The sequence below is a fragment of the Mesobacillus sp. ABV4_180 genome (assembly GCF_056158485.1).
Genome location: NZ_JBSWTJ010000001.1, coordinates 1,118,868 through 1,143,374, shown reverse-complemented (window position 1 = coordinate 1,143,374; position 24,507 = coordinate 1,118,868). Strand labels below are relative to the sequence as shown.

At 42.3% G+C, this 24,507-nt stretch carries 24 protein-coding genes and 2 riboswitches; of the genes, 9 read left to right on the top strand and 15 right to left on the bottom strand.

The window, feature by feature from the left end; all coding sequences use genetic code 11:
- Positions 1–8 precede the first annotated feature (8 nt).
- From ACXAEA_RS05645 to ACXAEA_RS05635, 3 genes are all read right to left on the bottom strand, one after another.
- The gene (locus ACXAEA_RS05645) at positions 9–710 is read right to left on the bottom strand and encodes an amino acid ABC transporter permease (protein ID WP_475094962.1); all 702 of its coding nucleotides are present in this window, start codon (positions 708–710) and stop codon (positions 9–11) included.
- Positions 697–1,521 (bottom strand): amino acid ABC transporter substrate-binding protein, encoded by an 825-nt coding sequence (locus ACXAEA_RS05640; protein WP_475094961.1) that lies wholly within the window; start codon positions 1,519–1,521, stop codon positions 697–699. Before ACXAEA_RS05640 ends, ACXAEA_RS05645 begins: the two co-directional genes overlap by 14 nt.
- A 220-nt stretch (positions 1,522–1,741) precedes the next feature.
- Positions 1,742–2,521, bottom strand: a complete 780-nt coding sequence (locus tag ACXAEA_RS05635; protein WP_475094960.1) for an alpha/beta fold hydrolase — start codon at positions 2,519–2,521, stop codon at positions 1,742–1,744.
- A 336-nt stretch (positions 2,522–2,857) separates the two neighbouring features.
- Positions 2,858–2,960, top strand: a riboswitch (SAM riboswitch).
- A 90-nt stretch (positions 2,961–3,050) separates the two neighbouring features.
- Positions 3,051–3,156, top strand: a riboswitch (SAM riboswitch).
- Positions 3,157–3,267: 111 nt separating this feature from the next.
- Here ACXAEA_RS05635 and ACXAEA_RS05630 point away from each other — a divergent pair.
- The 4 genes from ACXAEA_RS05630 to ACXAEA_RS05615 all read left to right on the top strand — a co-directional run bounded on the left by ACXAEA_RS05630 (position 3,268) and on the right by ACXAEA_RS05615 (position 7,198).
- Positions 3,268–4,299, top strand: a complete 1,032-nt coding sequence (locus ACXAEA_RS05630) for a methionine ABC transporter ATP-binding protein (RefSeq protein WP_475094959.1) — start codon at positions 3,268–3,270, stop codon at positions 4,297–4,299.
- Positions 4,289–4,939, top strand: coding sequence for a methionine ABC transporter permease (locus tag ACXAEA_RS05625; RefSeq protein WP_475094958.1), 651 nt, complete (start codon positions 4,289–4,291; stop codon positions 4,937–4,939). The genes ACXAEA_RS05630 and ACXAEA_RS05625 overlap by 11 nt, the downstream gene beginning before the upstream one ends.
- Before the next feature lie 16 nt (positions 4,940–4,955).
- On the top strand, positions 4,956–5,792 hold the full coding sequence (locus tag ACXAEA_RS05620; RefSeq protein ID WP_475094957.1) for a MetQ/NlpA family ABC transporter substrate-binding protein: 837 nt from the start codon (positions 4,956–4,958) through the stop codon (positions 5,790–5,792).
- Positions 5,793–5,983: 191 nt separating this feature from the next.
- Complete coding sequence (locus ACXAEA_RS05615) at positions 5,984–7,198, top strand: M20 family metallopeptidase (protein ID WP_475094956.1); 1,215 nt, start codon at positions 5,984–5,986, stop codon at positions 7,196–7,198.
- A gap of 228 nt (positions 7,199–7,426) precedes the next feature.
- On the opposite strand, the gene ACXAEA_RS05610 is transcribed toward ACXAEA_RS05615, so the two are convergent.
- The gene (locus ACXAEA_RS05610; RefSeq protein ID WP_475094955.1) at positions 7,427–7,549 is read right to left on the bottom strand and encodes a hypothetical protein; all 123 of its coding nucleotides are present in this window, start codon (positions 7,547–7,549) and stop codon (positions 7,427–7,429) included.
- A gap of 428 nt (positions 7,550–7,977) precedes the next feature.
- On the opposite strand from ACXAEA_RS05610, the gene brnQ reads away from it, so the two are divergent.
- Positions 7,978–9,342: a branched-chain amino acid transport system II carrier protein gene (gene brnQ, locus ACXAEA_RS05605; RefSeq protein WP_475094954.1), complete on the top strand. Its 1,365-nt coding sequence runs from the start codon at positions 7,978–7,980 to the stop codon at positions 9,340–9,342.
- Between the two features lie 99 nt (positions 9,343–9,441).
- On the opposite strand, the gene opuFB is transcribed toward brnQ, so the two are convergent.
- The 3 genes from opuFB to ACXAEA_RS05590 all read right to left on the bottom strand — a co-directional run bounded on the left by opuFB (position 9,442) and on the right by ACXAEA_RS05590 (position 14,495).
- Positions 9,442–10,959: an osmoprotectant update ABC transporter permease/substrate-binding subunit OpuFB gene (gene opuFB, locus ACXAEA_RS05600; protein WP_475094953.1), complete on the bottom strand. Its 1,518-nt coding sequence runs from the start codon at positions 10,957–10,959 to the stop codon at positions 9,442–9,444.
- Entirely contained in the window at positions 10,960–11,904 is a 945-nt protein-coding gene (locus ACXAEA_RS05595) for an ABC transporter ATP-binding protein (RefSeq protein ID WP_475094952.1), read from the bottom strand.
- Positions 11,905–12,173: 269 nt separating this feature from the next.
- A complete protein-coding gene (locus ACXAEA_RS05590) occupies positions 12,174–14,495 on the bottom strand; it encodes a glycoside hydrolase family 31 protein (protein ID WP_475094951.1) in 2,322 nt (773 codons plus the stop codon).
- Between the two features lie 217 nt (positions 14,496–14,712).
- Here ACXAEA_RS05590 and map point away from each other — a divergent pair, with 217 nt between their 5' ends.
- Entirely contained in the window at positions 14,713–15,456 is a 744-nt protein-coding gene (gene map, locus ACXAEA_RS05585; protein ID WP_475094950.1) for a type I methionyl aminopeptidase, read from the top strand.
- A gap of 110 nt (positions 15,457–15,566) precedes the next feature.
- Here the strand turns inward: map and ACXAEA_RS05580 are convergent, their stop codons facing one another.
- The 3 genes from ACXAEA_RS05580 to ACXAEA_RS05570 form a co-directional block, all read right to left on the bottom strand.
- Positions 15,567–15,695, bottom strand: a complete 129-nt coding sequence (locus ACXAEA_RS05580) for a hypothetical protein (protein WP_475094949.1) — start codon at positions 15,693–15,695, stop codon at positions 15,567–15,569.
- Positions 15,696–15,886: 191 nt separating this feature from the next.
- Positions 15,887–16,129, bottom strand: coding sequence for a hypothetical protein (locus tag ACXAEA_RS05575; RefSeq protein ID WP_475094948.1), 243 nt, complete (start codon positions 16,127–16,129; stop codon positions 15,887–15,889).
- Between the two features lie 309 nt (positions 16,130–16,438).
- Positions 16,439–16,567 carry a hypothetical protein gene (locus ACXAEA_RS05570; RefSeq protein WP_475094947.1) on the bottom strand — a complete coding sequence of 43 codons (129 nt, stop codon included), beginning with the start codon at positions 16,565–16,567 and terminating at the stop codon, positions 16,439–16,441.
- Between the two features lie 148 nt (positions 16,568–16,715).
- Here ACXAEA_RS05570 and ACXAEA_RS05565 point away from each other — a divergent pair, with 148 nt between their 5' ends.
- Entirely contained in the window at positions 16,716–17,039 is a 324-nt protein-coding gene (locus ACXAEA_RS05565) for a BC1872 family protein (protein WP_475094946.1), read from the top strand.
- 501 nt (positions 17,040–17,540) lie between these two features.
- Here the strand turns inward: ACXAEA_RS05565 and cydS are convergent.
- The 4 genes from cydS to ACXAEA_RS05545 form a co-directional block, all read right to left on the bottom strand.
- Positions 17,541–17,639, bottom strand: coding sequence for a cytochrome bd oxidase small subunit CydS family protein (gene cydS, locus ACXAEA_RS05560; RefSeq protein ID WP_475094945.1), 99 nt, complete (start codon positions 17,637–17,639; stop codon positions 17,541–17,543).
- An 11-nt stretch (positions 17,640–17,650) separates the two neighbouring features.
- Positions 17,651–18,676, bottom strand: coding sequence for a cytochrome d ubiquinol oxidase subunit II (locus tag ACXAEA_RS05555; RefSeq protein WP_475094944.1), 1,026 nt, complete (start codon positions 18,674–18,676; stop codon positions 17,651–17,653).
- Positions 18,673–20,019 carry a cytochrome ubiquinol oxidase subunit I gene (locus ACXAEA_RS05550; RefSeq protein WP_475094943.1) on the bottom strand — a complete coding sequence of 449 codons (1,347 nt, stop codon included), beginning with the start codon at positions 20,017–20,019 and terminating at the stop codon, positions 18,673–18,675. Before ACXAEA_RS05550 ends, ACXAEA_RS05555 begins: the two co-directional genes overlap by 4 nt.
- 337 nt (positions 20,020–20,356) lie before the next feature.
- Positions 20,357–21,037, bottom strand: a complete 681-nt coding sequence (locus ACXAEA_RS05545) for a phosphatase PAP2 family protein (RefSeq protein ID WP_475094942.1) — start codon at positions 21,035–21,037, stop codon at positions 20,357–20,359.
- A gap of 554 nt (positions 21,038–21,591) precedes the next feature.
- Between ACXAEA_RS05545 and ACXAEA_RS05540 the strand changes: the two genes are divergently transcribed.
- Both ACXAEA_RS05540 and ACXAEA_RS05535 read left to right on the top strand, forming a co-directional pair.
- Positions 21,592–22,392 carry a hypothetical protein gene (locus ACXAEA_RS05540; RefSeq protein WP_475094941.1) on the top strand — a complete coding sequence of 267 codons (801 nt, stop codon included), beginning with the start codon at positions 21,592–21,594 and terminating at the stop codon, positions 22,390–22,392.
- 144 nt (positions 22,393–22,536) lie between these two features.
- Positions 22,537–22,917, top strand: a complete 381-nt coding sequence (locus tag ACXAEA_RS05535) for an SET domain-containing protein (protein WP_475094940.1) — start codon at positions 22,537–22,539, stop codon at positions 22,915–22,917.
- Between the two features lie 35 nt (positions 22,918–22,952).
- Here the strand turns inward: ACXAEA_RS05535 and ACXAEA_RS05530 are convergent, their stop codons facing one another.
- Complete coding sequence (locus tag ACXAEA_RS05530) at positions 22,953–24,431, bottom strand: PAS domain-containing sensor histidine kinase (protein ID WP_475094939.1); 1,479 nt, start codon at positions 24,429–24,431, stop codon at positions 22,953–22,955.
- Positions 24,432–24,507: the final 76 nt, after the last annotated feature.

The window sequence follows — 24,507 nt, the reverse complement described above, 5'->3', positions numbered from 1 at the left end:
TCTTGATTTTAACGAGACACATAACGGTCAAGCCTGTTTTCGATTCTTCCCTGAGCGATTGAAAGGATGAAACAGATCACCCAGTAAATAAGGGCAGCCTCCGTGTAGAGAAGAAGGAATTCATAATTTGTCGTCGCGATTTCCTGTGCCCTTCTGAACATCTCTGTTAAAAGGATCATCGATGCAAGGGATGTATCTTTTACCAAACTAATAAAAGTATTCGATAAAGGCGGGATGGAAACCCTTGTTGCCTGCGGAAATATAATTCTCCTAAGGACCTGCCTGCTGCTCATGCCGATTGAATACCCTGCTTCCCATTGCCCCTTGGGGATGGAAAGGACAGCTGCCCTGATTATTTCAGAAGCGTATGCTCCCACATTCAGGCTGAATCCAATGATTGCAGAAGGCCAGGGGTCGAGGATAATACCAATGGTCGGCAATCCATAAAACAGAATGAATAATTGCACAAGTAAAGGCGTTCCTCTAATGGCAGACACATAAACTCTTGCGATAAACTGTAGAAATTTAACATCGGAAATCCTGGCGAGAGCCGTCAAGATCGCCAAACCCAATCCACATACAAATGAAATTAACGTTAATGGGATTGTGTAAAAAATAGCCCCCTGTAAAAGGGGGATAAATGAATTTTGGGCAATTTCGGCCAGCCGGTCCATTCTTTCAGGGTCGGCAAATATGTTATTCAAGTACATTTTCACCAAACCACTTCAAGGAAATTTTGTCATAAGTACCATCAGCAATCATATCCGCAAGCGCTCCGTTAACAGCCTCAACTAGAGTTTCGCTGTCTTTTCTGAACATCAAACCACTTTGTGATGCATCTTCGCTCTCTGCTACAATTTTTACTTTTGCATCAGGCTTTGCCTTTTTAAAATCAAGGAAGGAAAGATTTTCGTTAATTGTAACATCCGCACGCTTTGACAAAATCAGCTCAATCGCCTGGTTAAACCCTTCTACTCCAACGATTTCTGCACCATTAGTTCTGGCTATGTCTGCATAGTTGCTTGTCATGGACTGAGCTGCCTTTTTCCCATTTAAATCTTCAAAACCTTTCACTTCATCATTCTCTTCATGTGCAATCAATACAGCCGTTGATGTGATATATGGTTTTGAGAAGGCATACTTCTCTTCTCTTTCAGGTTTGATTCCTACTTGGTTCGCGATCATGTCAAAACGCTTTGCATCAAGGCCAGCAAACATGGCGTCCCACTGAGTCTCTTTAAACTCAGCCTTGACTCCAAGTCTTTTAGCGACTTCAGTTGCAATTTCAACATCAAATCCTGTGAGTTTTCCGCTCTCGTCATGGAAAGTGAAAGGTGGATATGTACCCTCTGTTCCAACAAGAAGGACCCCTTCCTTTTCAACCTTCTCAAGAACTGCATTCTCTTTGTCGGTAGCATCGTTCCCCTGTGGCACTTCATCGGACTCATTCTTTCCACCGCAGCCTGCCATCATCAGGACTGCAGTTAGGATCAAAACAAAAAGTAAAGATAATTTCCTCATTTTAATTCCTCCTATTTAGGTTGGTTTTATCGGATTAGTAAATCATAAATCAATTTTCTTTTTCCGTCAAAAGATAATTCTTATTTAATTTCCCTCAAAATTTTTTTGTTTATTACTCAGATAAAAATTAGACAAAAGAAAATGACGTATGTCATTTCATACGTCATTTTTCGTGTGCATTTTTAATGAATTTCACTACTAAACTTTTACAGCCAGATCGCTAAATAAACTGTGTCAGCAGCTGGTTGAACTTGTCCCGTTCTTCCCAGAAAGCACCATGTCCACTATACTGAAAAGGAACAAGCTGTGAATTCCTTATTTTTCGATTTTGTTCTTGCGCTTGTGCAAAAGGTATCACTTTGTCATGAATGCCGTGAATAATTAATGTTGGTACTTCTATTTTTGGAAGGTCAGCATGCAGGTTTTCACCTCTTAATAAAACGATGACTGACGCTGTGGACCAACCTGCGGCCTGTAGTCCCATTTGAAAGAACCAGTCGGAAAACTGAGGAGAAATATATTGAAAGAAAAAAGTATCAATTATTCCCTGCATCATCTTCGGGCGGTCGTTTAATGCTTCTTTAAGCAATTTGCCTGCATTTTCGGCTGTAAATCCTGTTGGGGCTGCAGCATCAACAAGGACCAGCCTTGATACTCCGTAACCATTGTACCGGGACATATATCTGATTGCGATCGCACCTCCAGTAGAGTGGCCAACCAGGGCAAAATTATTTAATTGAAGTGTCTCAACTACCGCGCGGATATCATCGGCCAATCGGTCAAAAGTGTATCCAGACATTGGTTTATCCGAATTCCCGAAGCCCCTCCAGTCTATCCCGATGCAACGGTACCCCATGGATGGAAGAACATTAAATTGATATTCAAACTGTTTATGGCTCAACGGCCAGCCATGCAAGAAAACAATGGTCTTGCTTCCTCCAGGATTAATGTCTTCAACATACAAATTCACACCTTGTTCTACAGTAACAAAGTAACCCATGCCCAAGCCTCCTCGATGAAAGTGGTATCGAGCATAAGATATTCATTTTTTTAACATAGGTGATTACCTAGAACTAAGGAAGGTTGAGGAAGCTAACTTGAAAAAAGGTAAAACCTAAAGCAAACTAATTTCCATCAACGAAAGATGGTGTAGCAAAAGATATAAAACTTTTGGGCACCTTCTTTTAATTTTTTCAACGGCTGGATCTCACCTCATCCTTATAATCCGAATTTCCCATTTTCCAAATTTCGAGAAAAATTCCAAATAAAATGATTGACACTTTCTCTATGCCACAGTAAAGTAATAAACAAGATTTAAAACCGAATATTCGTTACCTTCTTATCAAGAGAGGTTGAGGGACTGGCCCTATGACACCTCGGCAGCGGACTCCTTTTGGAATCTGTGCCAAATCCAGCAAGCGCAGCTTGACAGATAAGAAGAGGCCAACTTTTTAATTTGATGTCCTCTTCTTTCTGAAGGGGATTTTTATTTTTCCGGAATTCCCTACCTACAACTATATATCAATACTTTCTTATCAAGAGAGGCGGAGGGACTGGCCCTATGAAGCCTCGGCAGCGGACCCCTTATGGGGGACTGTGCCAAATCCAGCAAGCAAAAGGCTTGGGAGATAAGAAGAGAAGTTTGTCCTGTATTTTTTCAGGCGTGCCCTCTTCCTATTTCCGGGAAGAGGGCTTTTTTGTTAATTGAAAAAGCATGGATGAACCATCTACAAAGGAGGCAGAAAGGTGATTACTTTTCAGAAAGTAGAAAAAGTATACGAAAGCCGCGGGCAAAAGGTAGCCGCGCTAAATGGAATTGATTTAGAAATTAACGAAGGCGAAATATTTGGAGTCATTGGTTTTAGCGGCGCAGGAAAAAGTTCATTGATCCGCTGCGTGAATTTATTGGAACGTCCGACTTCAGGACAGGTGATTGTTGATGGCTGCGACCTGACTTCCCTTTCTGTAAAAGAGGTCAGGGAGATTAAAAGGAATATCGGGATGGTATTCCAGCATTTCAATCTCTTAAATTCGAAAACCGTTTTTGATAATGTGGCCATGCCGCTGGTCCTCGCAAAAATTCCAAAGGCACAAATAAAAGAGCGGGTTCATCAGCTTCTTGAATTTGTCGGCCTTGCTGATAAAGCAGACAGTTATCCGGATCAGCTATCCGGCGGCCAAAAGCAGCGGATTGGAATAGCACGGGCACTGGCAACCCAGCCGAAAATCCTGCTGTGTGACGAAGCGACTTCTGCACTTGATCCGCAGACAACAAGCTCCATTCTTCAGCTTTTGAAAAAAATCAACAAGGAGTACAACATCACCATTTTAATCATTACCCATGAGATGTCAGTCATCCGTGAAATTTGTGATCGCGTGGCTGTCATTGAAGAAGGAAGAATTATTGAGGAAGGCACTGTCTTTGATGTCTTTTCTGCTCCGAAAACGAAAACGGCAAGGAACTTTGTCAGCTCCATCATGAATGACACTATCCCAGATTCAGTTCGAACGATTATTGATGGGCACTCCGGGCTTCAAAAGGTATTCCGAATCAATTTTGTCGGTGATTCAGCCGGCCAGCCGCTTTTATCACAGCTTGCAAAGAAATTTGATGTAAATATCAATGTTCTTTTTGGAAATATTACCGAGCTTCAGGGCACCCCATTCGGAAACCTGATCGTCGAGTTTCAGGGCAGTGATAAAGAAATTTTACGGGCTCTAAATTTTATCGGCCAGCAAAAAGTAAGCATAAAGGAAGTGAAAGCACATGCTAGTTAATTCAGAACAAATCATTCAGGCATTAGTAGAGACTCTCCAGATGGTTGCGTTCTCGCTGCTGTTCTCGGCAGTCCTTGGAGTGCCTCTTGGAATTGCTCTCGTCGTGACACGGAAAGGACATTTGCTTGAAAACGCTCCGGTCTTCAATGTCCTGAATGGCATCATCAACGTGTTCCGCTCGGTGCCATTCATCATCTTACTGGTAGCGATAATCCCAATTACCAGATTTCTTGTTGGTACATCCATTGGCACCGCTGCGGCAGTCGTCCCGCTTGTCTTTTATGCAGGGCCGTATATTGCAAGATTAGTAGAGAATTCTCTTTTGGAAGTGGACCCGGGTGTCATCGAAGCTGCAGAATCAATGGGCGCTACTCCCTGGCAGATCGTTTTTAAATTCATTATCCCTGAAGCGCTGAGCTCTCTTATCCTCGCCTTCACGATTGCAACAGTCGGATTGATTGGCGCTTCGGCCATGGCAGGAGCAATCGGCGGCGGCGGCCTGGGGGATCTGGCTATTACTTATGGCTATCAGCGTTTTGATACAACAACGATGCTCATTACAGTAGGAATTTTGATTGTGTTGGTCCAGGGCCTTCAATCGCTTGGAAATATTACAGCTAAAAAAATCAGAAGAAGATAATCAGGAGGAAACCAAAATGAAAAAATTACTTTTAACCCTTATCGTACTTACATTGGCAGCATTCAGCACGGCATGCTCAAGCTCATCAACATCCGCAAAAAGCGGAGAAACAGTTAAAGTCAAACTTGGCGTCAGCGGTATGGATCACCGTGTATGGGATTTCGTCGCTAAAAAAGCTGAAAAAGAAGGGATTGACGTGGAAATCGTCACCTTCTCAGACTACGTGCAGCCGAACCTTGCTCTTGCCGAAGGCGAATTGGATGCCAACTCATTCCAGACTGTTTCTTATTTTGACGCTTTTATCAAGGAACATAATATTAACCTTGTACCTATTGCTACTACGTTGATTGCACCAATGGGAATTTATTCAGATAAATTCAAGGATGTAAATGACATCCCTAAAGGCGGCAAAATAGCCCTCGCCAATGAAGCGACTAACATGGGCAGAGGCCTTCTTCTGCTGCAGGAAGCTGGTTTGATCAAGCTAGAGGATGGATTCGATGGTATTGGGTCCCTGGATAAAATCGTTGAAAACCCCAAGAATCTTGAGTTTGTTACAATTGTTGCCGGCCAGACTCCAAGGGTATTGCCAGATGTTGCGGCTTCAATCATCAACAACGGAATTGCAGTTGACGCAGGATTCACACCCAAGAAGGATGCCATCTTCCTCGAAAGTGCAACCGCAACTCCATATATCAACATCATTGCTGTTCGGGAAGAGGACAAAAACAACAAAATATTGAAGAGGTTAGCTGAACTTTACCAGCAGGACGACACAAAAGAATTCATCGAGAAGGAATACAAAGGAAATACGATTCCTACCTTCGTTCCGCTTAGTGAGATTGGCTGGTAATCTACATCGATTGCCGCGAAGTTCATCAGGATTATCAGGAAGCTTCCCTGCATTATTAACATCATGGTAAAAAAGGATTTCTGTAACCTTGACTGCGAAAAAGCCCCCTAAGCTGGGGTAAAAGACAGCTGCTTAAATGGGCGGACACATCCCTTCCGCCCCTAAAATAACAAAATCAAGGAGGAATTAGGATGTCAACACCTGTAAAATCACTAAAGGAATTAAAGGATGTTATTGTTGAAAATGTAGAACTAAACAAAGATCTTTATCTATCAACCAGCCACGCAATCCATGAACGTCCGGAAATCGGCAATGAAGAGTTTTTCGCTTCTGCCCAGCTGATCAAGATTTTGGAGGATGAAGGCTTTGAAGTTAACAAGGCTGTAGCGGGGCATGAGACATCCTTTGTGGCGCGCAAAAAGTCTGATAAACCTGGTCCCTCCATCGCTTTTCTTGCAGAATATGATGCTCTTCCAGGAATAGGCCATGCTTGCGGACATAATATCATAGGAACTACAAGTGTTGCAGCAGCAATTGCTCTAAGCAAAGTGCTTGATGAAACCGGCGGTGAAGCAGTCGTTTTTGGAACGCCTGCCGAAGAGGGTGGTCCCAACGGCAGTGCCAAAGGCAGTTTTGTAAAACATGGACTAGTGGAAGGTATCGATGCCGCATTGATGCTCCACCCGTCTGGACAAACAAGATTGACAACCGGCTCCCTTGCTGTTGACCCGCTTGACTTTGAATATATCGGAAAGCCGGCGCACGCAGCTGCATCCCCTCATGAAGGAATAAATGCATTGGATGCGGTGATACAGCTTTTCAATGGAATAAACGCACTAAGACAGCAGCTTCATGATGATGTAAGAATTCATGGGATCATCACCCATGGTGGTGATGCACCGAATATCATTCCTGAATATGCAAAAGCCAGGTTCTTCATCCGTGCTGCAACAAGAAGCAGATTGAATGAAGTAACACGTCGCGTAAAAGCAGTAGCTGAAGGAGCAGCTCTTGCAACCGGAGCAAAGCTAAACGTCATTGCTTTCCAAAACGAAGTCGATAACATTCTATTGAATGATCGATATAATGAAGTGTTTAAAAGTGTTATTGAGGAACTAGGTGAAACGGTAGCAACTGAAGAAAGGAGCGGCATTGGCTCGACGGATGCCGGGAACATCAGCCAGGTGGTACCAACCATCCACCCTTACATCAAAATCGGTCCGGATGAACTCGTTGCGCACACCGTTCCATTCCGTGAAGCTGCTGCTTCTCCACAAGGAGACGAAGCCCTTCTTAAAGGAGCAAAGGCACTGGCCTTGACAGCCTTTCAGCTGATTACAGACGAAGTATTATTGAAGGAGATCAAGGCTGAATTTCAGCTGAGAAAAGCAACTGAGATTAAATAGTATAGATAAGAATATGAACAGGGGTGTTCCTGTCATCTATTTACTTATAACATACTCTTCTATTAATGTAAGACTCTTGCAGACGAAACCTCGCCCTGTATAGTAGACACTTATTAAATAGTCTACTGCAGGGTCTTTATTTATTTCCATAGGTAAAAACCCAATAGGATGGTTAAGACTTCTCGCCAATTCATACCACTAAAATCACACAAAAAAAACAGAAGCAAACTACTTCTGTTCTTTGGGTTCAGCCATGCTGATTAAAAAATCTATTGCTTCCATTTCTTCCTTCGTCAAATAACGGCCAGTTTCCGGATTTTTTAAAATTGCTTTTGCTTGTTCGATCGTCATTAAATTCTCTCCTGATATTAATTTCTTACCTCTTAACTATCGGAACAAACTAGCAAATTTTAAACAGCATCTTTTGAACAATTTAAAACATGGATCAAGACTCTCCCTGCTAGAGTGGCAATGATAGCCCTTCCATGCATTTTAAAAATAAGAACTGCTTTCTTTTAATTCTAAAAATACTAAAAACTTAATTGACTTGTGAAGAGTAAGTATATATAGTATTGAGTATTATTCTTCTTTGGGTAGTCGCGGACAGAAGATCGTTTTTAATTTCCTTTTGTGAGATACTGAACATTTTTTACCTTTGCATTATCTTTAAACTGGTTAGAAGATGTCCTACTAAAATTATTAAAGCATTCTCCCAACACAACTAAAAAAGAAGAAACTACGACATAATTAACTACATCTAGAAGAGGAGAGAATTTTTAATGCAGCAAAAAATACCGTTTTCAACCTATGCACTTATTGGAACCATGCTATTCGGAATGTACTTTGGCGCAGGGAATCTGATATTCCCTATCCAATTAGGACAGCTGGCAGGCACAAACTTTTGGCCAGCTTTAATTGGCTTTTTGGTAACAGCCATCGGCCTGCCATTTTTGGGTATTTTGGCGATTGGTCTTTCCGGAAGTACTGGCCTGCGCGATCTAGCCAGCAGAGTACATCCTATATTTGGTGTTGCCTTTGCAGCGGTTCTTTACTTAACGATTGGGCCGTTTTTTGCAATACCGCGCACCGCTACTGTGCCTTTTGTTGTTGGGTTTGAGCCCTATATAAATTCAGGGCATGCTGGCATATGGCTCGGGCTCTTCAGCTTCGCCTTCTTTGCCATCGTTTACTTTTTCTCCCTTCATCCTGCAAAAGTCATGGACTACATTGGAAAATATTTAACACCAGCCTTTCTCTTTTTCTTATCAGTTTTGATTGGAATCTCTATCATTAAGCCGATGGGGAATTTCGGGGAACCGACCGGCGCTTATGCCAATCTGGCATTTATTACAGGATTCAAAGAAGGCTATAATACAATGGATGCCCTTGCTTCGCTAGCATTCGGGATTGTTGTGATCAATGCCATTAAGGGACTTGGCATCACGAATACAAAGGATATCGCCAAAGCAACATGGAAATCAGGTATTTTCGCAATGACATTAATGATGCTGATTTACGGACTTATTACGTATATGGGGGCATCAAGTGTATTGACAATAGATACCTTCGAGAATGGCGGCCAGATTTTTGCTGCAGTCGCTCAGCACTATTTCGGATCTTTCGGTGCCATCTTGCTGGCGATCATCATAGTGTTAGCCTGTTTAAAAACAAGCATTGGCCTCATTACAGCATGCAGCGAGTTTTTCCATAATCTATTTCCTAAGGTTAACTATCGAAGTTTTGTGCTGATTCTATGCATGATTTCCTTTGCAATTGCAAACTTCGGTTTAAACAATATCATTCAATTCGCAATACCCGTTTTAATGTTCCTGTATCCATTAGCAATCATTCTGATCCTATTGACGTTATTATCGCCATTATTCGGCAATAATCATAACGTTTACGCTGCTTCTATGGCGATGACATTCTTTGTGAGTTTTTTCGATGGATATAGCACATTAGTGGCTAATGTACCATCCATGAGTGTTTCCATATTCAATTCAGTAAAATCCGTATACATGGAAATCCTCCCTCTCTACGATATTGGTCTTGGCTGGATCCTTCCCGCCTTCTTCGGAGCGGTCATAGGCTATATTTTGCCTAAAGGTGTATTACCGGTTAGAAAATACCAAAAAGAACTGTAGATTTCTCTGCAGTTCTTTTTTCTTTTGATCTATTCTAACAATCCCCTATTAGTCATTCATCGCTGTCTTTCAAGCCGGAGTTCAACTTTCTTGATTCTTTTATTCTAATAATCCCGCTTTGATTAAATACTCCCTTGCTGTTTCTTCGGCAGATTTCCCTTCAACATTCACCTGGTAATTCATTTTTCGCATTTCGTCGTCGTTAATTTTACCGGCCAGTTTGTTTAGGGCATCGACAATTTCAGGATATTTTTCAGCTGTTTCTGCTCTTAGAAGCGGTGCTCCCTGATAAGGAGGGAATAAATTTTTATCATCTTCTAGTACAACTAAATTATATCGCTGCAGCTCACTGTCAGTTGAATAGGCATCCACAAGATTTATTTCACCATTTTTCATTGCACCGTACCTTAGCTTCGGCTCCATTGTAATTAGGCTGGGAAGATTCAAGCCATAGAGCTTTTGGATTCCCTTGTAGCCATCTTCCCGATCGGAAAATTCAAGCGTGAAACCTGCTTTTAACTCGGGTTCAATGGTTTTCAAGTCTGAAATAGATTTCAGGTTATTTTCTTTAGCAAGCTGTTCAGGTACAGCCAGGGCATATGTGTTGTTATAGTCCATCGGCTGGAGCATTTCCATATCGAACTTTTTTCTCATCCCGTCTTTTGCCTGTTGGTATACTTCTTCCCGGTTTGTGCTGCCAGCCGTTTCTTTTAGGAATTCAGATATGGCGGTTCCAGTAAATTCAGGATAGATGTCAATATTGCCGTTTTCCAATGCTGAAAAAACAAAGGATGTCTTTCCGAGTCCAGGTTTTAACTGAACAGTATGGTCAGTTTCTTCTTCAATTAAAAGTTTGTACATATTGATTAAGATCTCCGGCTCGGATCCGAGTTTCCCGGCAATGACAATCTCTTCTTCATTTTTTCCTCCTAAGAACGGCATGACCATCATTAGAAGTACGGCCAATGAAATCGTGCCTATCGTGATGAGAGACTTTTTAAAGGAAACACGCTCGAACCTTCTAAGCACAAGGTCAAATAAAATGGCAAGCAAAGCCGCGGGTATTGCACCAAGAACGATTAACGCAGTATTATTCCTGTCGATCCCGAGGAGGATAAGATCACCCAATCCTCCTGCTCCAATCAGTGCGGCAATCGTCGCTGTTCCGACAATCAATACCATGGCCGTACGGATTCCAGCCATAATGACAGGCATAGCCAGAGGCAGTTCAACTTTCATTAAACGGCGTGTATTGTTCATTCCCATAGCTCGAGCAGCCTCGATTAACGAAGGATCTACCTCATTGATTCCTGTATATGTATTTCGTAAAATCGGCAGCAACGCATAGATGACAAGCGCAATGATAGCAGGCACCTTACCGATTCCGAAAAGAGGTATCAGTAAACCTAGTAAGGCAAGTGAAGGAATCGTTTGCAGAACTGCAGTGATTCCAATGATCCCTTCTGAAATTTGCTTTCTTCTTGTCAGAAAGATTCCCAGGGGAATCGCGATCAGGACAGCAAAGAACAGCGCAATAAAAGAAATTTGTATATGCTCCAGAAGGGCACTCAAAAGCTCATCTTTTCTCTCTGCCAGAGTAGAAGTCCAGGTATTCATTTATTTCCCCTCCATCTGACTCGATAAAATCCGAATCATTCCCTGCCGGTCAATGGTGCCGATTATTTCAGCCATTTCTTCGACCGCCAACTTTTCATGCTCACTTAATAACGCAAGAATTTCATTGATTGATGCATCAGAAGAAACTACAGGCATATTGTTCAGGTCGTCAGAAGTTGCCGGGATGATCCCTTTCCGAATATCTACCTTTGTAACCTGCGCCTCGTCGATGCCCACAAACTCGCGGACAAAATCATTTGCAGGCTGATGGATCAGCTCTTCCGGAGTTCCTGTCTGGACAATTTCCCCATTCCTCATCAGGCAGATCCGATCACCGAGCTTCAGCGCTTCGTTCATATCATGGGTAACAAATACGATGGTCTTTTTTATGTTGCTTTGCAGTTCGATTAAATCATCCTGGAGTTTTTCCCTGCTAATCGGATCCAGTGCGCTGAACGGCTCATCCATTAAAATAATCGGAGGGTTAGCGGCAAGTGCTCTGGCCACGCCAATTCTTTGCTGCTGCCCCCCGGATAATTCATGCGGCTTCCGTTTCCGGTAAGTTTTTGGGTCCAGACCAACCATATTCAATAACTCATCAATTCGTTCATTGATCTTTTGAGATTCCCATTTTTTCAATTCTGGGACGACTGCAATATTCTCTTCAATCGTCATGTGCGGAAAAAGCGCAATTTGCTGAAGGACATACCCAATATCCCAGCGCAGCTCATGAATATCATAGTCACTGATTTTCATATCCCTGATTTTAATTGTGCCTTCCGTAAGAGGAATCAGCCGATTGATCATTTTCAAAGTTGTCGTTTTACCGGAGCCGCTTGGACCGATCAGAACGAGCAGCTCCCCTTCTTTGATATGTAGACTACAGTCTTTAACCGCATATGCTCCATCGTCATATTTCTTCGATACATTTTCAAAGCTGATCATCGCTTCACTCCTGAATTTTCTTGTATTTTCTTTTATGATATTGTTAGCACTTTGAGGATTTCTTATTTTTGGTTGCGGGTTGATCCGAAATAGTTCTAATTAAATTCTACCAAAGCAGGACCCTTTTGTTAAAAAAGACGTGTCTCAGTCCTTTTTAGAAAAGCAAAGTATCTATACCCTAAAGTCATGAAAATCATTCCTGTAGAAATAGAAAACTATAAAACAAAATGGTTTTACAGCTTTTTTTCAAAGGTATTTACTCTTTGATTTTATGTCTCTAACACCAGTTCACTTATCTCCGATGAACTTTCAATTCTTACATCACCTGAGAAACCAATAACCTTCACCTTTTCAATTTGGCTTTCCCATGTCAGATCACCGGTTATTCCAACCTTAAGAGTCATGCAATCGGCTTTCAGATCTGCTTGTATATTGGTAATAGTATATTGGCCTTTTTTATAACCTAATGAACTGCCATCATCTTCATACAAATTGAACTCGCCTTCTTTACCAGCATAAACTTCCAATTCTATCTTTTGTTGTTCAGTTGTATTTTGTATATCTGACCCAATTGGGAGAATAGTGCCTTCTTTTATAAAAATCGGGAGCACATCCAGGGCAGCTTCCACTAAAATAGGCTTTCCGCCTTCAAACGCTTCCTTAGTCCAATAATCGTACCAGGTTCCTTTTGGGAGATAGACAGCACGATGTGTTGCACCTGGCCTTAAGATAGGAGCGACCAACACATTGCTTCCCAATAAAAACTGGTCGCTGATGTTAAAGGTATTATTATCATCCGGGTATTCCATTACCAGAGGCCGAACTATAGGTAGGCCAGTCATTGACGCTTCATGAAATAAGGAATACAGATACGGCAGCCATTTATATCTAAGCTTGATAAATTTCTTTACGATTTGGGTTGTTTCTTCTCCAAATACCCATGGTTCCTGGCGTATGCTGTCCTGGACGCTGTGATTCCTGAAATAAGGCATGAAAGCCCCAACCTGCGTCCATCTAATCAGTAATTCCGGTGTGCAGTCTGACGAGAAACCGCCAACGTCCGCACCTGAGAAAGCAACACCCGAAATGCCCAGGTTCATCATCATTGGCAGCGACATTTCAAGGTGCTCCCAGTGACTTCGATTATCACCCGTCCAGACTGCTGCGTATCTTTGAATCCCTGCAAACCCTGCTCTTGTCAGCACAAAATGGCGCTTGTCCGGGAGCAGCTCTTCAAGTCCTTCAGATGTAGCTTTACTCATATAAAGTCCATAGGTGTTATGCATTTCCAGATGCGACTTTAGCTCCCCATCCACATCATGCATGACATCTAAATCCATCGTCTTGCTTTCATTGAAGACGGATGGCTCGTTCATGTCATTCCAAATGCCTTCGATCCCAAGGTCTGTATAGAACTTATGTAAGCTTCCCCACCATTTCCTTGCATCCGAATTCGTAAAATCAGGAAACGCACTCGATCCTGGCCATACATCACCATAATAAATCTGTCCATCTAGGTACTTGCAAAACAAACCTTTCCTAACGCCATCTTGATAAACAGGATACTGAACATCTTTTTTCACTCCCGGATCCACAATAGGAACAACTTTTATTCCTTCATTCAATAGCGTAGAGACTAACTTTCCTGGCTGCGGAAAATGGTCGTGGTCAAAAGTAAATACACGATAATCCCTCATATAGTGGATATCTAAAAAAATACAATCAAGAGGAATGCCTTCCTGTTTAAAACGGTCCGCCACCTCAAGTACTTCTTCCTCTGATCGGTAGCTATATCGGGACTGATGATAACCAATCGCCCATTTTGGCGGAAGATTCATTTTCCCGGTCAGCGTGCTATACAGCAATGTGATCTCTTTTACATCTTCCCCAGCGATCAGATAGAAATCAATTTGACCGCCTGTGGCACTCATCCTGTACTTACTGGCATAGGTCTGTGTATCAAACTCCGTTTTAAACGTGTTATCAAAGAAAAGGCCATAGGATCTGTGAATGCTATGAACGGTAAAATACGGAATGGACTGATACAGCTCAACAGTATCCTTGTTGTGGGGAGCATAAACATCCGTATTCCACATCGATAATTTCGAGCCTCTCTTATTCAGGAAACCGGTCTTCTCACCAAATCCATAAAAAGCATCCTCCTTCTCCATCAGCACATCAAAGTACACTTCACCGCTATTTTTGTAGTATGCAGAAGGATTTGCGGATTGGAAAATAGTTTTTTTGCCATCCATAATCTTTATTGAAAAAGAATCTTTTGCAACTTCAACAGCGATTGACCCGCAGCTTATGATTAACTTTTCAGCCGATTCATGAAAAGTGGCCTCCTGAGGTTTCTTCTTTAGTGAGACTGCAATGCTGGATGCTGAATTCACTTCACCGAAAGGATTTATTATGATTCTCGGGATTTTCTTTTCTGCGAAATAGATTAAAAACTCTCCATGATCATTGGTGCCTGAAAGCCTATGGTCCTTCCAGGTAAAAGAAATAACTGAACCAATATGCAATTTAGGTTGCTCATCGATTTTTTCCTGTGATGGAAGAATCGCAAAACTCGTTGTATCTAACACCTTCATTCCCCCTGCTTCTTTCCATTTATTTTACATTCATTCCTAATTCATTAGAATCTTTAAAAGTCTTACTATTAGATTAAACTTATTTTTAAGGAAATTACATGCATTTTGAATACAAATCCAACGCCTGGGGGTGGATTTTCACTCTTAAAAAGGATACCCTAATAAAATCACAGCTATTTTTAAATTGAATGATATTGGAAGGGAATTTAACATGATTGCAAAAACAGAAGAAGATTTTAACGGATTAAAAGAAATAGGAAGAATCGTTGCCTTGATTCGCGAGGAACTAGTCCAAAAAACCGTACCAGGAATTACAACGAAGGAACTCGATGAAATTGCTGGGCAGATGTTTGAACAGCATGGAGCGATTTCTGCACCGAAGGGAGAATATAATTTTCCTGGATATACATGTATAAGTGTCAACGAAGAAGTGGCGCACGGCATACCGGGCAGCCGAGTAATCAAAGAAGGCGATATTGTGAATATCGATGTTTCCGGCTCCAAAAATGGCTATTTTGCGGATACTGGAATTTCCTTTGTCGTTGGCGAGGGAGATCCCATTTTAACAAAGATATGCGAAACAGCTGTCGAGGCCTTTGAAGCAGGCTTAAAAAAAGCGAAACCGGGTTCAAAGAAAAGCGGGCTTGGCAAGGCTGTTATGGCGACTGCGCGAAAGAACGGACTGACTGTAATCAAGAATCTGACTGGACACGGGATCGGACGTACGATTCACGAGGCGCCTGATCATATTTATAATTATAATGAACCATGGGATGACGAGCTTTTAAAAGATGGAATGGTTATCGCTTTTGAACCCTTCATCTCGACTCGCGAGGAAGAAGTTTTTCAAAACGATAACGATGAATGGACATATGTAACTGAAAACAGCTTTGTAGCTCAATGTGAGCATACCATCATCCTTACGAAAAACGGACCGATTGTGATTACTATATAAATTGAACATCCTTGAAAGCTGCCAGCCTTGGCAGCTTTTGTTGTCGCCAACCTTGAAAGTTCATTGCCTAAAATAGCGTTTCTGCAATATGACAGAAACGCCTTTTGACATTATTTATTCTGCTTTTTCTGGGCTTTTAATGCTACTTTTTCCAACCCATTTCCTCTTTCTTCCGCAAATTCCACATCTGCTTTTGGCAGCGCATTATTATGCTTTGCCTGGTTCTTATTCTTCGCCACAATTTCACCCCCATCTCTGATTGAATTTTCTCCAGGAGGCTAAACGATGACATCAACCAACTTACATCCCGGAGTTTTTAGTTTGCTTTTCTTTTTAATGGCCTATTCGATGGGTGTCTTATTATTTCCTGGCCATTTCGCCGCTAAAAAACCTTAGATCCAATAATGGTCTAAGGTTTTCCCGTAATTTGTTAATCTTCCACAGACTCCTCAACTTCCTGCTTTTCTTTCTCGGTTAAATTATCGTCATCCTCGGTTGTGCCCTCGGTTGGTTCGCCAGGGTCTTCAGTCGTGCCATCAGGTGCTGGAGGTGCTTGTTCATCTTGTTCCATCATTGGGTCTTCTTCCGGCGGCGGCTCTTCTGTGTTACCGCATCCAGCAAGTAATATTCCAGTCCCCAAAGTGAGTGAAAGCATTAAGTTTCGTTTCTTCATGTTGCCACTCCTTTCTGGTTAGAATCTACTTTATATATTTCCTATGTATCTTCTTGTAAACTTTTTCCCTTTAAAATATAGCATTTCAATAAAATGGAGCCCTTAAGTAGAAAAGCTGCAAAACTCAGGTTTTGCAGCTTTCAGATGACTATCTGAGCCTCAGATTCATCCCTTTATTTCTTCCTATCCTTCTTCGTCATTTCACTTCGAATTGTACCGCCATTCATTCCAGCCTGGTCTTTATTATTCGGATATTTATTTTTGCGTTCTCGATTATCATTACGATTAGTCATAAATGATCCCTCTTTCTTATTTTTTTCGGCTCTTGCCTGTATTAATGTCCTGGTCGTTGCCCAGTTCACCGTTTATGCGGCCTTTTTCTTTTGCGATTTTTCCGCCTAATTTTACGTTTGGCTGACTTACTTCTTTCCCACTCATATTTGTCACCCCTAGTTTTAAGATGTGCAATTTCACAAATAAAATTTCATCGAGTTTTTATCATTGCGCCTTAAATCTGTTATGTAATATAATCTAATAAACAACACTGTTATATAACAATGAATTCTTGACGAGAGAGGGAGAAGAAATGTCAAAAACGGATGCAATTGCACGGAGGATTTTAGGCTGGAAGCTGAACAGATGGGATCGTTGGTATGATTATGAACGAGGTGTCTTTATTAATGATTCTGAGTTCCAGCCGGAGAAGAACCTTTTACACGCAATGCTGATTGTAGAAAGATTAGAGAAGTTTGGCTACACATTTACATCGAACGGCGTATCAGAAGCTTCATTCAACCATTTCAAAGGAACAGGTGAGCACCTGGCTGAAGCCATTACAAACGCTGCCTATTCGATCATTGAAAATGATTCAGTTGTTACCAGCACTAGCCTGTGGCGGAAGCTTTCATGAAGCCATAATAATAGAGCTGCCAAAATAGCAGCTCTTTCTTGTGGATTTGCACAAGCTTTTTTTATGGCTACTGGAAAAAATCACGGTTTTTTTCCAGTTCGCGGAATTAATGCGGGTTTCCGCGGGGGGAGTTTCGCGGAATTCCGGTTTAGTATCGCGGAATCCAATACCATTTTTTCAATTTCCAGTCCATTTCCTCATCATCCCACTCCAACTTTGCAGAATCCAATCACATATTCACTTAATCCTCTAAACATGAAAAAACCAGCTGGCATCCTGCCTTCCGGTTTTCCCATTTTTATATCCTTTTGTGCCAAATTAGTGCTTGGTTGCAGAATAAATCCTCGCTAAAAAAGCATATGCAAACTATTACGATGTTCGGCAATGTGACACGGGTACACTGCAGGACAATAATGAATAATTCCCCGAAACTGACAGGGATTTTCGAACCTAACTGCAATCCGCCTACTTCAGACATACCAATCAGTTCTATTCCTTTACTTATTCTATCCTTCCATCCTTTCCAGCCAGCCAGAATGCCGCAAAAATTGATCCGATGATCACAATGAAAGGTGCGTAAAACATCATAAACTCACTCATTTGATAACCTCCTAGGCATGATCGTTCCTTTTTCCCTGTACATAATCTTTGTTGAATAAGAACAATCTGAGCAGCAGATACAGAGATGGCAGCAGCAGCCCCAAACCGGCGATGAACGCAATGATAAGAGCAATGGCCATCGCTTCATTTGTAAAGCTGTCATAAATGGTGAGATACGGATAAAGCAGGTATGGATAATGAGAAACGCCATAGGCAAAGAAAGCAACGAGAAACTGCCCCGTTAAAAGACCGAATGCGACTCCATATGCTTTCCGCTTTCCAATCAGATATACCGTACCTGCAAACATGATAAAGGATATGGCGAACAGCCACCATAAATCCACCAACCGGCTGTAATGCTCTGGATTATGGTCCTTGAGCTCAACAATGATGCCAGTTGCCGTCACGATAGCAGGAACTGACCAGATCAAAGCGTATTTCCGAAGCAGTTCTGTAGCAGGTTCATCCTGTGCTTTATTTGCATACCATGTCAAAAATACCGCCGAAATATACAGTACAGCCGCCAGACTGAGCACGACAATGCTCCATGTCAGTGGGCTGGTAAATAGAGCCCAGTAATCCAATTCCAATCCGTTCGGCTTTTCCTCCACAAACCCGCCTTCTGAAATCGTCAGCACGATCGATAAAGAAGCTGGGATGAACAAGCCCGAAAGTCCGTACAAATAGGTGTATCTCTTGTGCTTCAATCCCCCATAAGTAGTGAAAGCGTAATAAGCTCCACGGATCGCGAGCAAAACAACTCCGATGCTGGCAGGGACAAGCAGTATTGTTCCATAATAATAAGCAGTCTTAGGGAAGAATCCGACGATCCCGACGAAGAAGAAGACAAGGAAAACATTTGTCACTTCCCAAACCGGCGACAAATATCGCTGGATAATCCGTGTCAGGATATGCTGCTTTCCCCTGAACAGGCTGTAAGCATTGAAAAAACCGGCACCGAAATCAATGGATGCGACGATGACATATCCAAAAAGGAAGAGCCATAGAACTGAAATCCCTAAAACCTCAAGCGTCATCGCATCTCACCTTCCTTCTCCAATTCCCGGTCTTCCAGTTCTTGTTCGACAGTGTTCTTGCGGAACATCCTCGTTAAAACAACTATGCTTCCGATCGCAAGGACGAGATATAATCCCGCAAACAAGAGCAGCATCAAATCTACCTGGCCGCTCGTCGTTGCTGCCTCATCTGTCCTCATGATGCCCCGCAGAATCCATGGCTGACGGCCAACCTCCGCGAACCACCAGCCAAGCTCAATCGCAATCATCGACAGCGGTCCACCCAATACAATTAACCAGCGAAACCATTTAGTTTTAATAAAGCTCAGCTTCATCCAGACCCCAAGTACATACAACAGGGATAAAAGTGTCAGCCACATTCCAATGGTCACCATACTATCGAATAAATAATGAATGTACAATGGTGGAATTTCATCTTCAGCAAATTCGTTAAGACCAATGACTTCAGATTTCGGATCGCCATGTGCCAAAATACTAAGAGCATAAGGTATTTTAATCGCATATTTCACTTCGCCGTCATCAAGCACTCCGTACAACATCAAAGGTGCTCCTTCATGTGTCTCGAAATGCCATTCAGCAGCAGCCAGCTTTTCAGGCTGATATTCTGCCAGGTATTTTCCAGAGAAATCCCCAATAACCGCAGCTGCGATCGAAAAGACCAAACCAATCTTCATTGTTAAAAATACCGCTTTTTTATGGTAAACATGGTCTGATCCTTTTAGGAGGCGATATGCCCCGATCGAAGCCAGAATAAAGGCAGAAGTCATATAAGCTGTCGCCAGAACATGGGCAACTTTCGTCGGCATAGCTGGGTTGAACATCGCCAGCACTGGATTGATATTCACCAGCTGCCCATTGACCAGGTCGAAGCCTTGCGGCGCATTCATGAAGGCATTGACGATCGTGATGAATACCGCTGAAAATGAGGCGCCGATCGCTACCGGGATCAATAAAAGCAAGTGCTTTTTCTGATTTTCAAACCGGTCCCAAGTATATAAATAAATGCCCAGAAAAATCGCTTCAAAGAAAAACGCAAAGGTCTCCATGAACAGAGGAAGAGCAATGACATTTCCTGCAAGCTCCATAAAATTTGGCCAGAGCAGAGAGAGCTGCAGCCCAATCGCTGTCCCCGTCACGACCCCGACTGCCACCGTGATCACAAAACCGCGCGTCCATCTCCTGGCCAGCAAAATATAATGTTCATCCTGCTTTTTGATCCCCAGCCACTGAGCAATCATGATCATGAGCGGGATTCCCACTCCTATCGTTGCGTAAATAATGTGGAAGGATAATGTCAGCTCCGTTAAGACACGGCTGAAAAAAACTGATTCTTCATTTCCCATTTTCATTCTCCTTTTCTATCCGGCAAATATTCGGCCGATAAAAGACAATCCCATAATGGCAGCTACGATAAAAGCCAGCCACATCAGCATTCTTTCCTGTTTTTTGTACATATGCTCCCCCTTTGAGAGTTTGTTCACCAAATCACAATATTTTATAAAAAATAGCAAGCTCATCACTTTTATAACAGATGATTGTGAGAAAAGTATGATATGTAATCCTTTCTTGTCTATTTCAGCTTTTTCCCATTCTCATGACAGTTAAACCCGAAACAGCAACTAAAGAATTACACATATAATAATTGCTGGTTTCGCATTTTACAAAAAAGCCAATTGCCAATCAGTATGATCGGCTCGGGATTCTATGTCTCTCCTTATATCTTTGAAAAAACCATATGACGGTCGCTACCCAAAAACCGCTGGCAAGAAATCCTCCGATAATGTCGCTCGGATAATGGACGCCCAAGAAAATTCTGCTCGTTCCAATCGCCAGAATCATAAAACTGCTGACGAGGATAACAGCCATTCTGCCAAGGCGGGTCGGAACATGACGCCAAAGCAAAAAAGCCAGAATGCTGTAAAAGGAGAAAGCGTTCATCGCATGTCCGCTCGGAAAACTATAGCCGCCTATCTCGATCAGGCGGTAGAAATCCGGTCGCGCCCGATGAAAGTATAATTTCAAAAGTCGATTGAGGATTGGCGTGCAGAAAACAACACTCAGGAAAATGAGTATTTCCAGCCTGTGCTTTAACCCAAAGAACAGAAAAATGAAAATCAGAATAGTTAGGATTGCTATAAAACGGATAGTCCCAATATAAGTAAAGAATTTCATGGCAGAAGTAAGCCAGTCCATTTCCAAGCCCTGAACAAAAGAGATCACGATGCGGTCGAACGCCGCCAAATGGTCAGCCTGTACCAGGAAAGACACGGCGATAAATCCGAACAATGAACCAAAAAAGGCGATTAAAAGATACAGATTAAACTTCAATGAATACAGTCCTCCCCATTTTTCATCTACCACTTACTATTCCCCTGTAAAAAAGGGATATATGTCCTTTCTTGAAAAACGGGACGATAGACCTGAGGCATATGCAGAAGTGAAGATGAGTAATTCCTGATTTGGCTCATTTTGTTTTTCAGTCTAAACCCGATGACATACAGTATTTCCTCGTTTCGCCCGGTTTGTGTCCGTCATGAACCCGATGACGGACAGTATTTCCTCCTTTCGCTCAGGTTTGTGTCCGTCATAAACCCGATGACGGACAGTATTTCCTCCTTTCGCTCGGATTGTGTCCGTCATAAACCCGATGACGGACAGTATTTCCTCGTTTCGCTCGGTTTGTGTCCGTCATAAACCCGATGACGGACAGTATTTCCTCGTTTGCCTCGGTTTGTGTCCGTCGTGAACCCGATGACAGACAGTATTTCCTCGTTTGGCTCGGTTTGTGTCCGTCATAAACCCGATGACGGACAGTATTTCATCGTTTGGCTCGGTTTGTGTCCGTCATAACCAATGGCTCAAGCTTTTTTTCTTTGTTCGGGGAAGGTAAAATAGAGATGAAAGGAAGTGGGCACATGGCAAATTCAGTTGTAGGCTCTAATCAAACTCATTTAACTCAATATATCCCACCAAAAGGCATGTTCGAATCATTTGAAGATGAAGCTCATTATCTCGAAAAGGTCAAAGAATGGGGACTGAGCACGAAAAAGGAATTTTGGTACAAAGACAGATACCAGCATTGTCTTGTTACGATAAAAGGTTATGAGGTTTTTGGTGAAACCGCAGAATATAATACTCTGGTTATTGAATTCTCGGATGGCAAGCTGACTTGCATCCATCCTGCTTACCTGAAGGAAATGCAGTCTTCCAGCTTCGGAAAGGACATCATCGTTCAGGCACCCGGCGAAGAGATCGCAGCGGTGGCGCCGATTACTGAAACAGAGACCACTGAGAACCTCCAGCCAGCCGCACCTGTGCCAACGGAAATAAAAGCAGAGAAACCTCCGAAAAAGGAAAAGGTGAAAAAAGAGAAGGCTCCAAAACTGGTACTTCCGGAGGAAAAGGTTCATTTTACTGCGACAGTGAAACAGTTTGCATTGAGCTGGAACCATTTTAATGAGGATAATGACGAAGTGGTAGTTTTCGAGAACGTGCGGATTGAGCAGGAAGAGCCAATCGAGATTGGTCTTGCTTGGGGATCGCATAGCAAAACGCTGAAAAAGCACGAACTTGAGCCAGGCCAGCTGCTTGAATTCGACGGCAAGATTGTCAAAAAGAGCCTTCCTAAAGGCAAGGATGTGGAAGATGAATCGATGCTGCTCGATGTGCCTGTCGCTTACAAAATCAATAACCCTTCTAAAATCGTCAAAAAATAGTGAAATGGACTGGCTGTAAGTAAACACATTTCAGTTACATGTTTATCCTTACAGATTTTTAAAGAAATTTGCAATTCCCTTTAAGAACAGTCATGCTAGTAAGAGAAAACTGACATCAAGCCGGAAAGGACGAGCATATAAAAAGTGATTGAAATTAAAACTTCTTTAATAAGCAATGGGGAATTTAATAGAGGGGTTTTCGCGACCCGGGACATAGAAAAAGGCGAACTGATTCATGAAGCACCGGTTCTGTCCTATCCAAATGATCAGCATGTTCATATAGAGAAAACAGCATTGGCGGATTATGCCTTTGAATATGGTATCAACCATTCTGCCATCCTCCTCGGCTATGGCATGCTGTTCAACCATTCGTATGAGCCAAATGCAATTTATGAAATCAATTTCGACAACCACACCTTTGACTTTTTTGCCTACCGCGATATCAAAGCCGGTGAAGAAATCGTCATCAACTATAATGGCGAAGTTGATAATAACGACCCTCTTTGGTTCAATGAGGAGAAATAATAAAAATGCGGCTCCCTTATAAGGAAGCCGCATTTTTATTGACTATACCCGTCATTCTCCAAACATTCCAATTCGACAGTAACGGTTGTACCTTCTCCTATTTCACTTACAATCTTCATCGTGCCATTATGCTCCTGGATGATTTTATTGCTGACGGTCAAACCAAGCCCGATTCCTTTGTCCTTTGTTGTGTAAAAAGGGGTTCCGAGGTAACGAAGCCGGTCTGATTCGATTCCTGTCCCCTCGTCGGAAATGCTCACCAGAACTCTTCCAGGATTAACCACCTGTAAATCGATGATGATCTTCCCGCCATCTGGCATTGATTCGATTGCATTTTTCAGGAAGTTTAAAAATACTTGTTTCAGCTGGTGCGGATTGCACGACAGCCCGCAATCCGAGTTTGGGTAATGGGTGATGATCTGGACATTGTGCATCATTGCCTGTGGATGAATAATATTGATCGTGCTGTCCAGGATCGCCTTCAGTTCTTCTTTTACATATTGGACTGCCTGAGGCTTTGCAAGCGACATGAACTCGTTGACAATCATATCGATCCTGTCGAGCTCGTTCATGATGATCGCCAGGTAATCCTCCTGTTTCGCTTTATCCAAACACGTCTGCAATAACTTTGAAAAGCCCTTCAATGCTGTCAGCGGATTGCGGATTTCATGGGCTACCCCGGCAGCCAGCTGGCCGGTGATCGACAGCCTGTCCAGGTTCCGGATGGTTGCGTCGTTCTTTACCCGGTCCGTGATATTCCTGCCGACACTGACAAATGATTCTATCTCTTTTTTTTCGTTATAAATGGGTGAAAAATTGTATTCTGTGTAAACAGATGTTTGGTCACAGGTCGTAAATTTCTTTCGTAATAGCTTTGGTTCACCCGTCTCCGCAATTTCCAGCAATTTTTTATCAAGGATTGCATCTTCATCGGGAGACAAAAATTCGCTTAAGTTTTTCCCAACGATTTTCTCTGGTGAAAGCCCGATGACTTTTTCATGAGAGGGCGAAGCATAGACAATTGATTTATCTTTGTTAATCACTTTGATCATGTCAGTGGTGTTTTCGGTGATCAGTTCATACAATTCTCGTGTCCTATGCAGTTCATGCTCCATGTTGACAATTTTGGTAATGTCGCGATAGATTGCTATGATAGCGATGATTTCCCCTTTTTTATTACGGAAAGGAGAATAGGATACTGCAATATCCAGCACTGACCCATCTTTATGGAACCGCTTGGTTATCATATTGGTGAATGCTTTTCCATTCATGACTTCATGAATGATTCCCGGTACAAAATCGGGATTTGAGAATTCGTAAAAAGTTCTCCCGATCAGGTCTTCCTCTGTATAGCCGAAAATAGTCGTATACATATGGTTGATCCTGACAAAACGATTCTCCATATCGACAATAGCAAACCCGTCAGCCGTACAATTCAAAAATAAATCCAGCAGCTCATCAGGATTATAAATCGTTTCGTCATCTGTCCCAAACAGGGGGAAACTATTTCGCATAGAGATCTCTCCAAACTTTTCATTGTCCTTTCTTCCTATTTTACAGAAGGTTTTGATTTTTCTAAAGAAGTATTTT

Bases quoted from the DNA above. Each gene is read 5' to 3' on its own strand.
- ACXAEA_RS05595 (WP_475094952.1), bottom strand. From the start codon at position 11,904: ATGATCAGCTTTGAAAATGTATCGAAGAAATATGACGATGGAGCATAT.
- ACXAEA_RS05570 (WP_475094947.1), bottom strand. From the start codon at position 16,567: ATGAGTGGGAAAGAAGTAAGTCAGCCAAACGTAAAATTAGGCGGAAAA.
- ACXAEA_RS05555 (WP_475094944.1), bottom strand. From the start codon at position 18,676: ATGACGCTTGAGGTTTTAGGGATTTCAGTTCTATGGCTCTTCCTTTTT.
- ACXAEA_RS05540 (WP_475094941.1), top strand. From the start codon at position 21,592: ATGGCAAATTCAGTTGTAGGCTCTAATCAAACTCATTTAACTCAATAT.
- ACXAEA_RS05610 (WP_475094955.1), bottom strand. From the start codon at position 7,549: ATGACGATCGAACAAGCAAAAGCAATTTTAAAAAATCCGGAAACTGGC.
- brnQ (WP_475094954.1), top strand. From the start codon at position 7,978: ATGCAGCAAAAAATACCGTTTTCAACCTATGCACTTATTGGAACCATG.
- map (WP_475094950.1), top strand. From the start codon at position 14,713: ATGATTGCAAAAACAGAAGAAGATTTTAACGGATTAAAAGAAATAGGA.
- ACXAEA_RS05615 (WP_475094956.1), top strand. From the start codon at position 5,984: ATGTCAACACCTGTAAAATCACTAAAGGAATTAAAGGATGTTATTGTT.
- ACXAEA_RS05640 (WP_475094961.1), bottom strand. From the start codon at position 1,521: ATGAGGAAATTATCTTTACTTTTTGTTTTGATCCTAACTGCAGTCCTG.
- ACXAEA_RS05575 (WP_475094948.1), bottom strand. From the start codon at position 16,129: ATGAAGAAACGAAACTTAATGCTTTCACTCACTTTGGGGACTGGAATA.
- ACXAEA_RS05530 (WP_475094939.1), bottom strand. From the start codon at position 24,431: ATGCGAAATAGTTTCCCCCTGTTTGGGACAGATGACGAAACGATTTAT.
- cydS (WP_475094945.1), bottom strand. From the start codon at position 17,639: ATGAGTGAGTTTATGATGTTTTACGCACCTTTCATTGTGATCATCGGA.
- opuFB (WP_475094953.1), bottom strand. From the start codon at position 10,959: ATGAATACCTGGACTTCTACTCTGGCAGAGAGAAAAGATGAGCTTTTG.
- ACXAEA_RS05550 (WP_475094943.1), bottom strand. From the start codon at position 20,019: ATGGGAAATGAAGAATCAGTTTTTTTCAGCCGTGTCTTAACGGAGCTG.
- ACXAEA_RS05635 (WP_475094960.1), bottom strand. From the start codon at position 2,521: ATGGGTTACTTTGTTACTGTAGAACAAGGTGTGAATTTGTATGTTGAA.
- ACXAEA_RS05565 (WP_475094946.1), top strand. From the start codon at position 16,716: ATGTCAAAAACGGATGCAATTGCACGGAGGATTTTAGGCTGGAAGCTG.
- ACXAEA_RS05625 (WP_475094958.1), top strand. From the start codon at position 4,289: ATGCTAGTTAATTCAGAACAAATCATTCAGGCATTAGTAGAGACTCTC.
- ACXAEA_RS05620 (WP_475094957.1), top strand. From the start codon at position 4,956: ATGAAAAAATTACTTTTAACCCTTATCGTACTTACATTGGCAGCATTC.
- ACXAEA_RS05645 (WP_475094962.1), bottom strand. From the start codon at position 710: ATGTACTTGAATAACATATTTGCCGACCCTGAAAGAATGGACCGGCTG.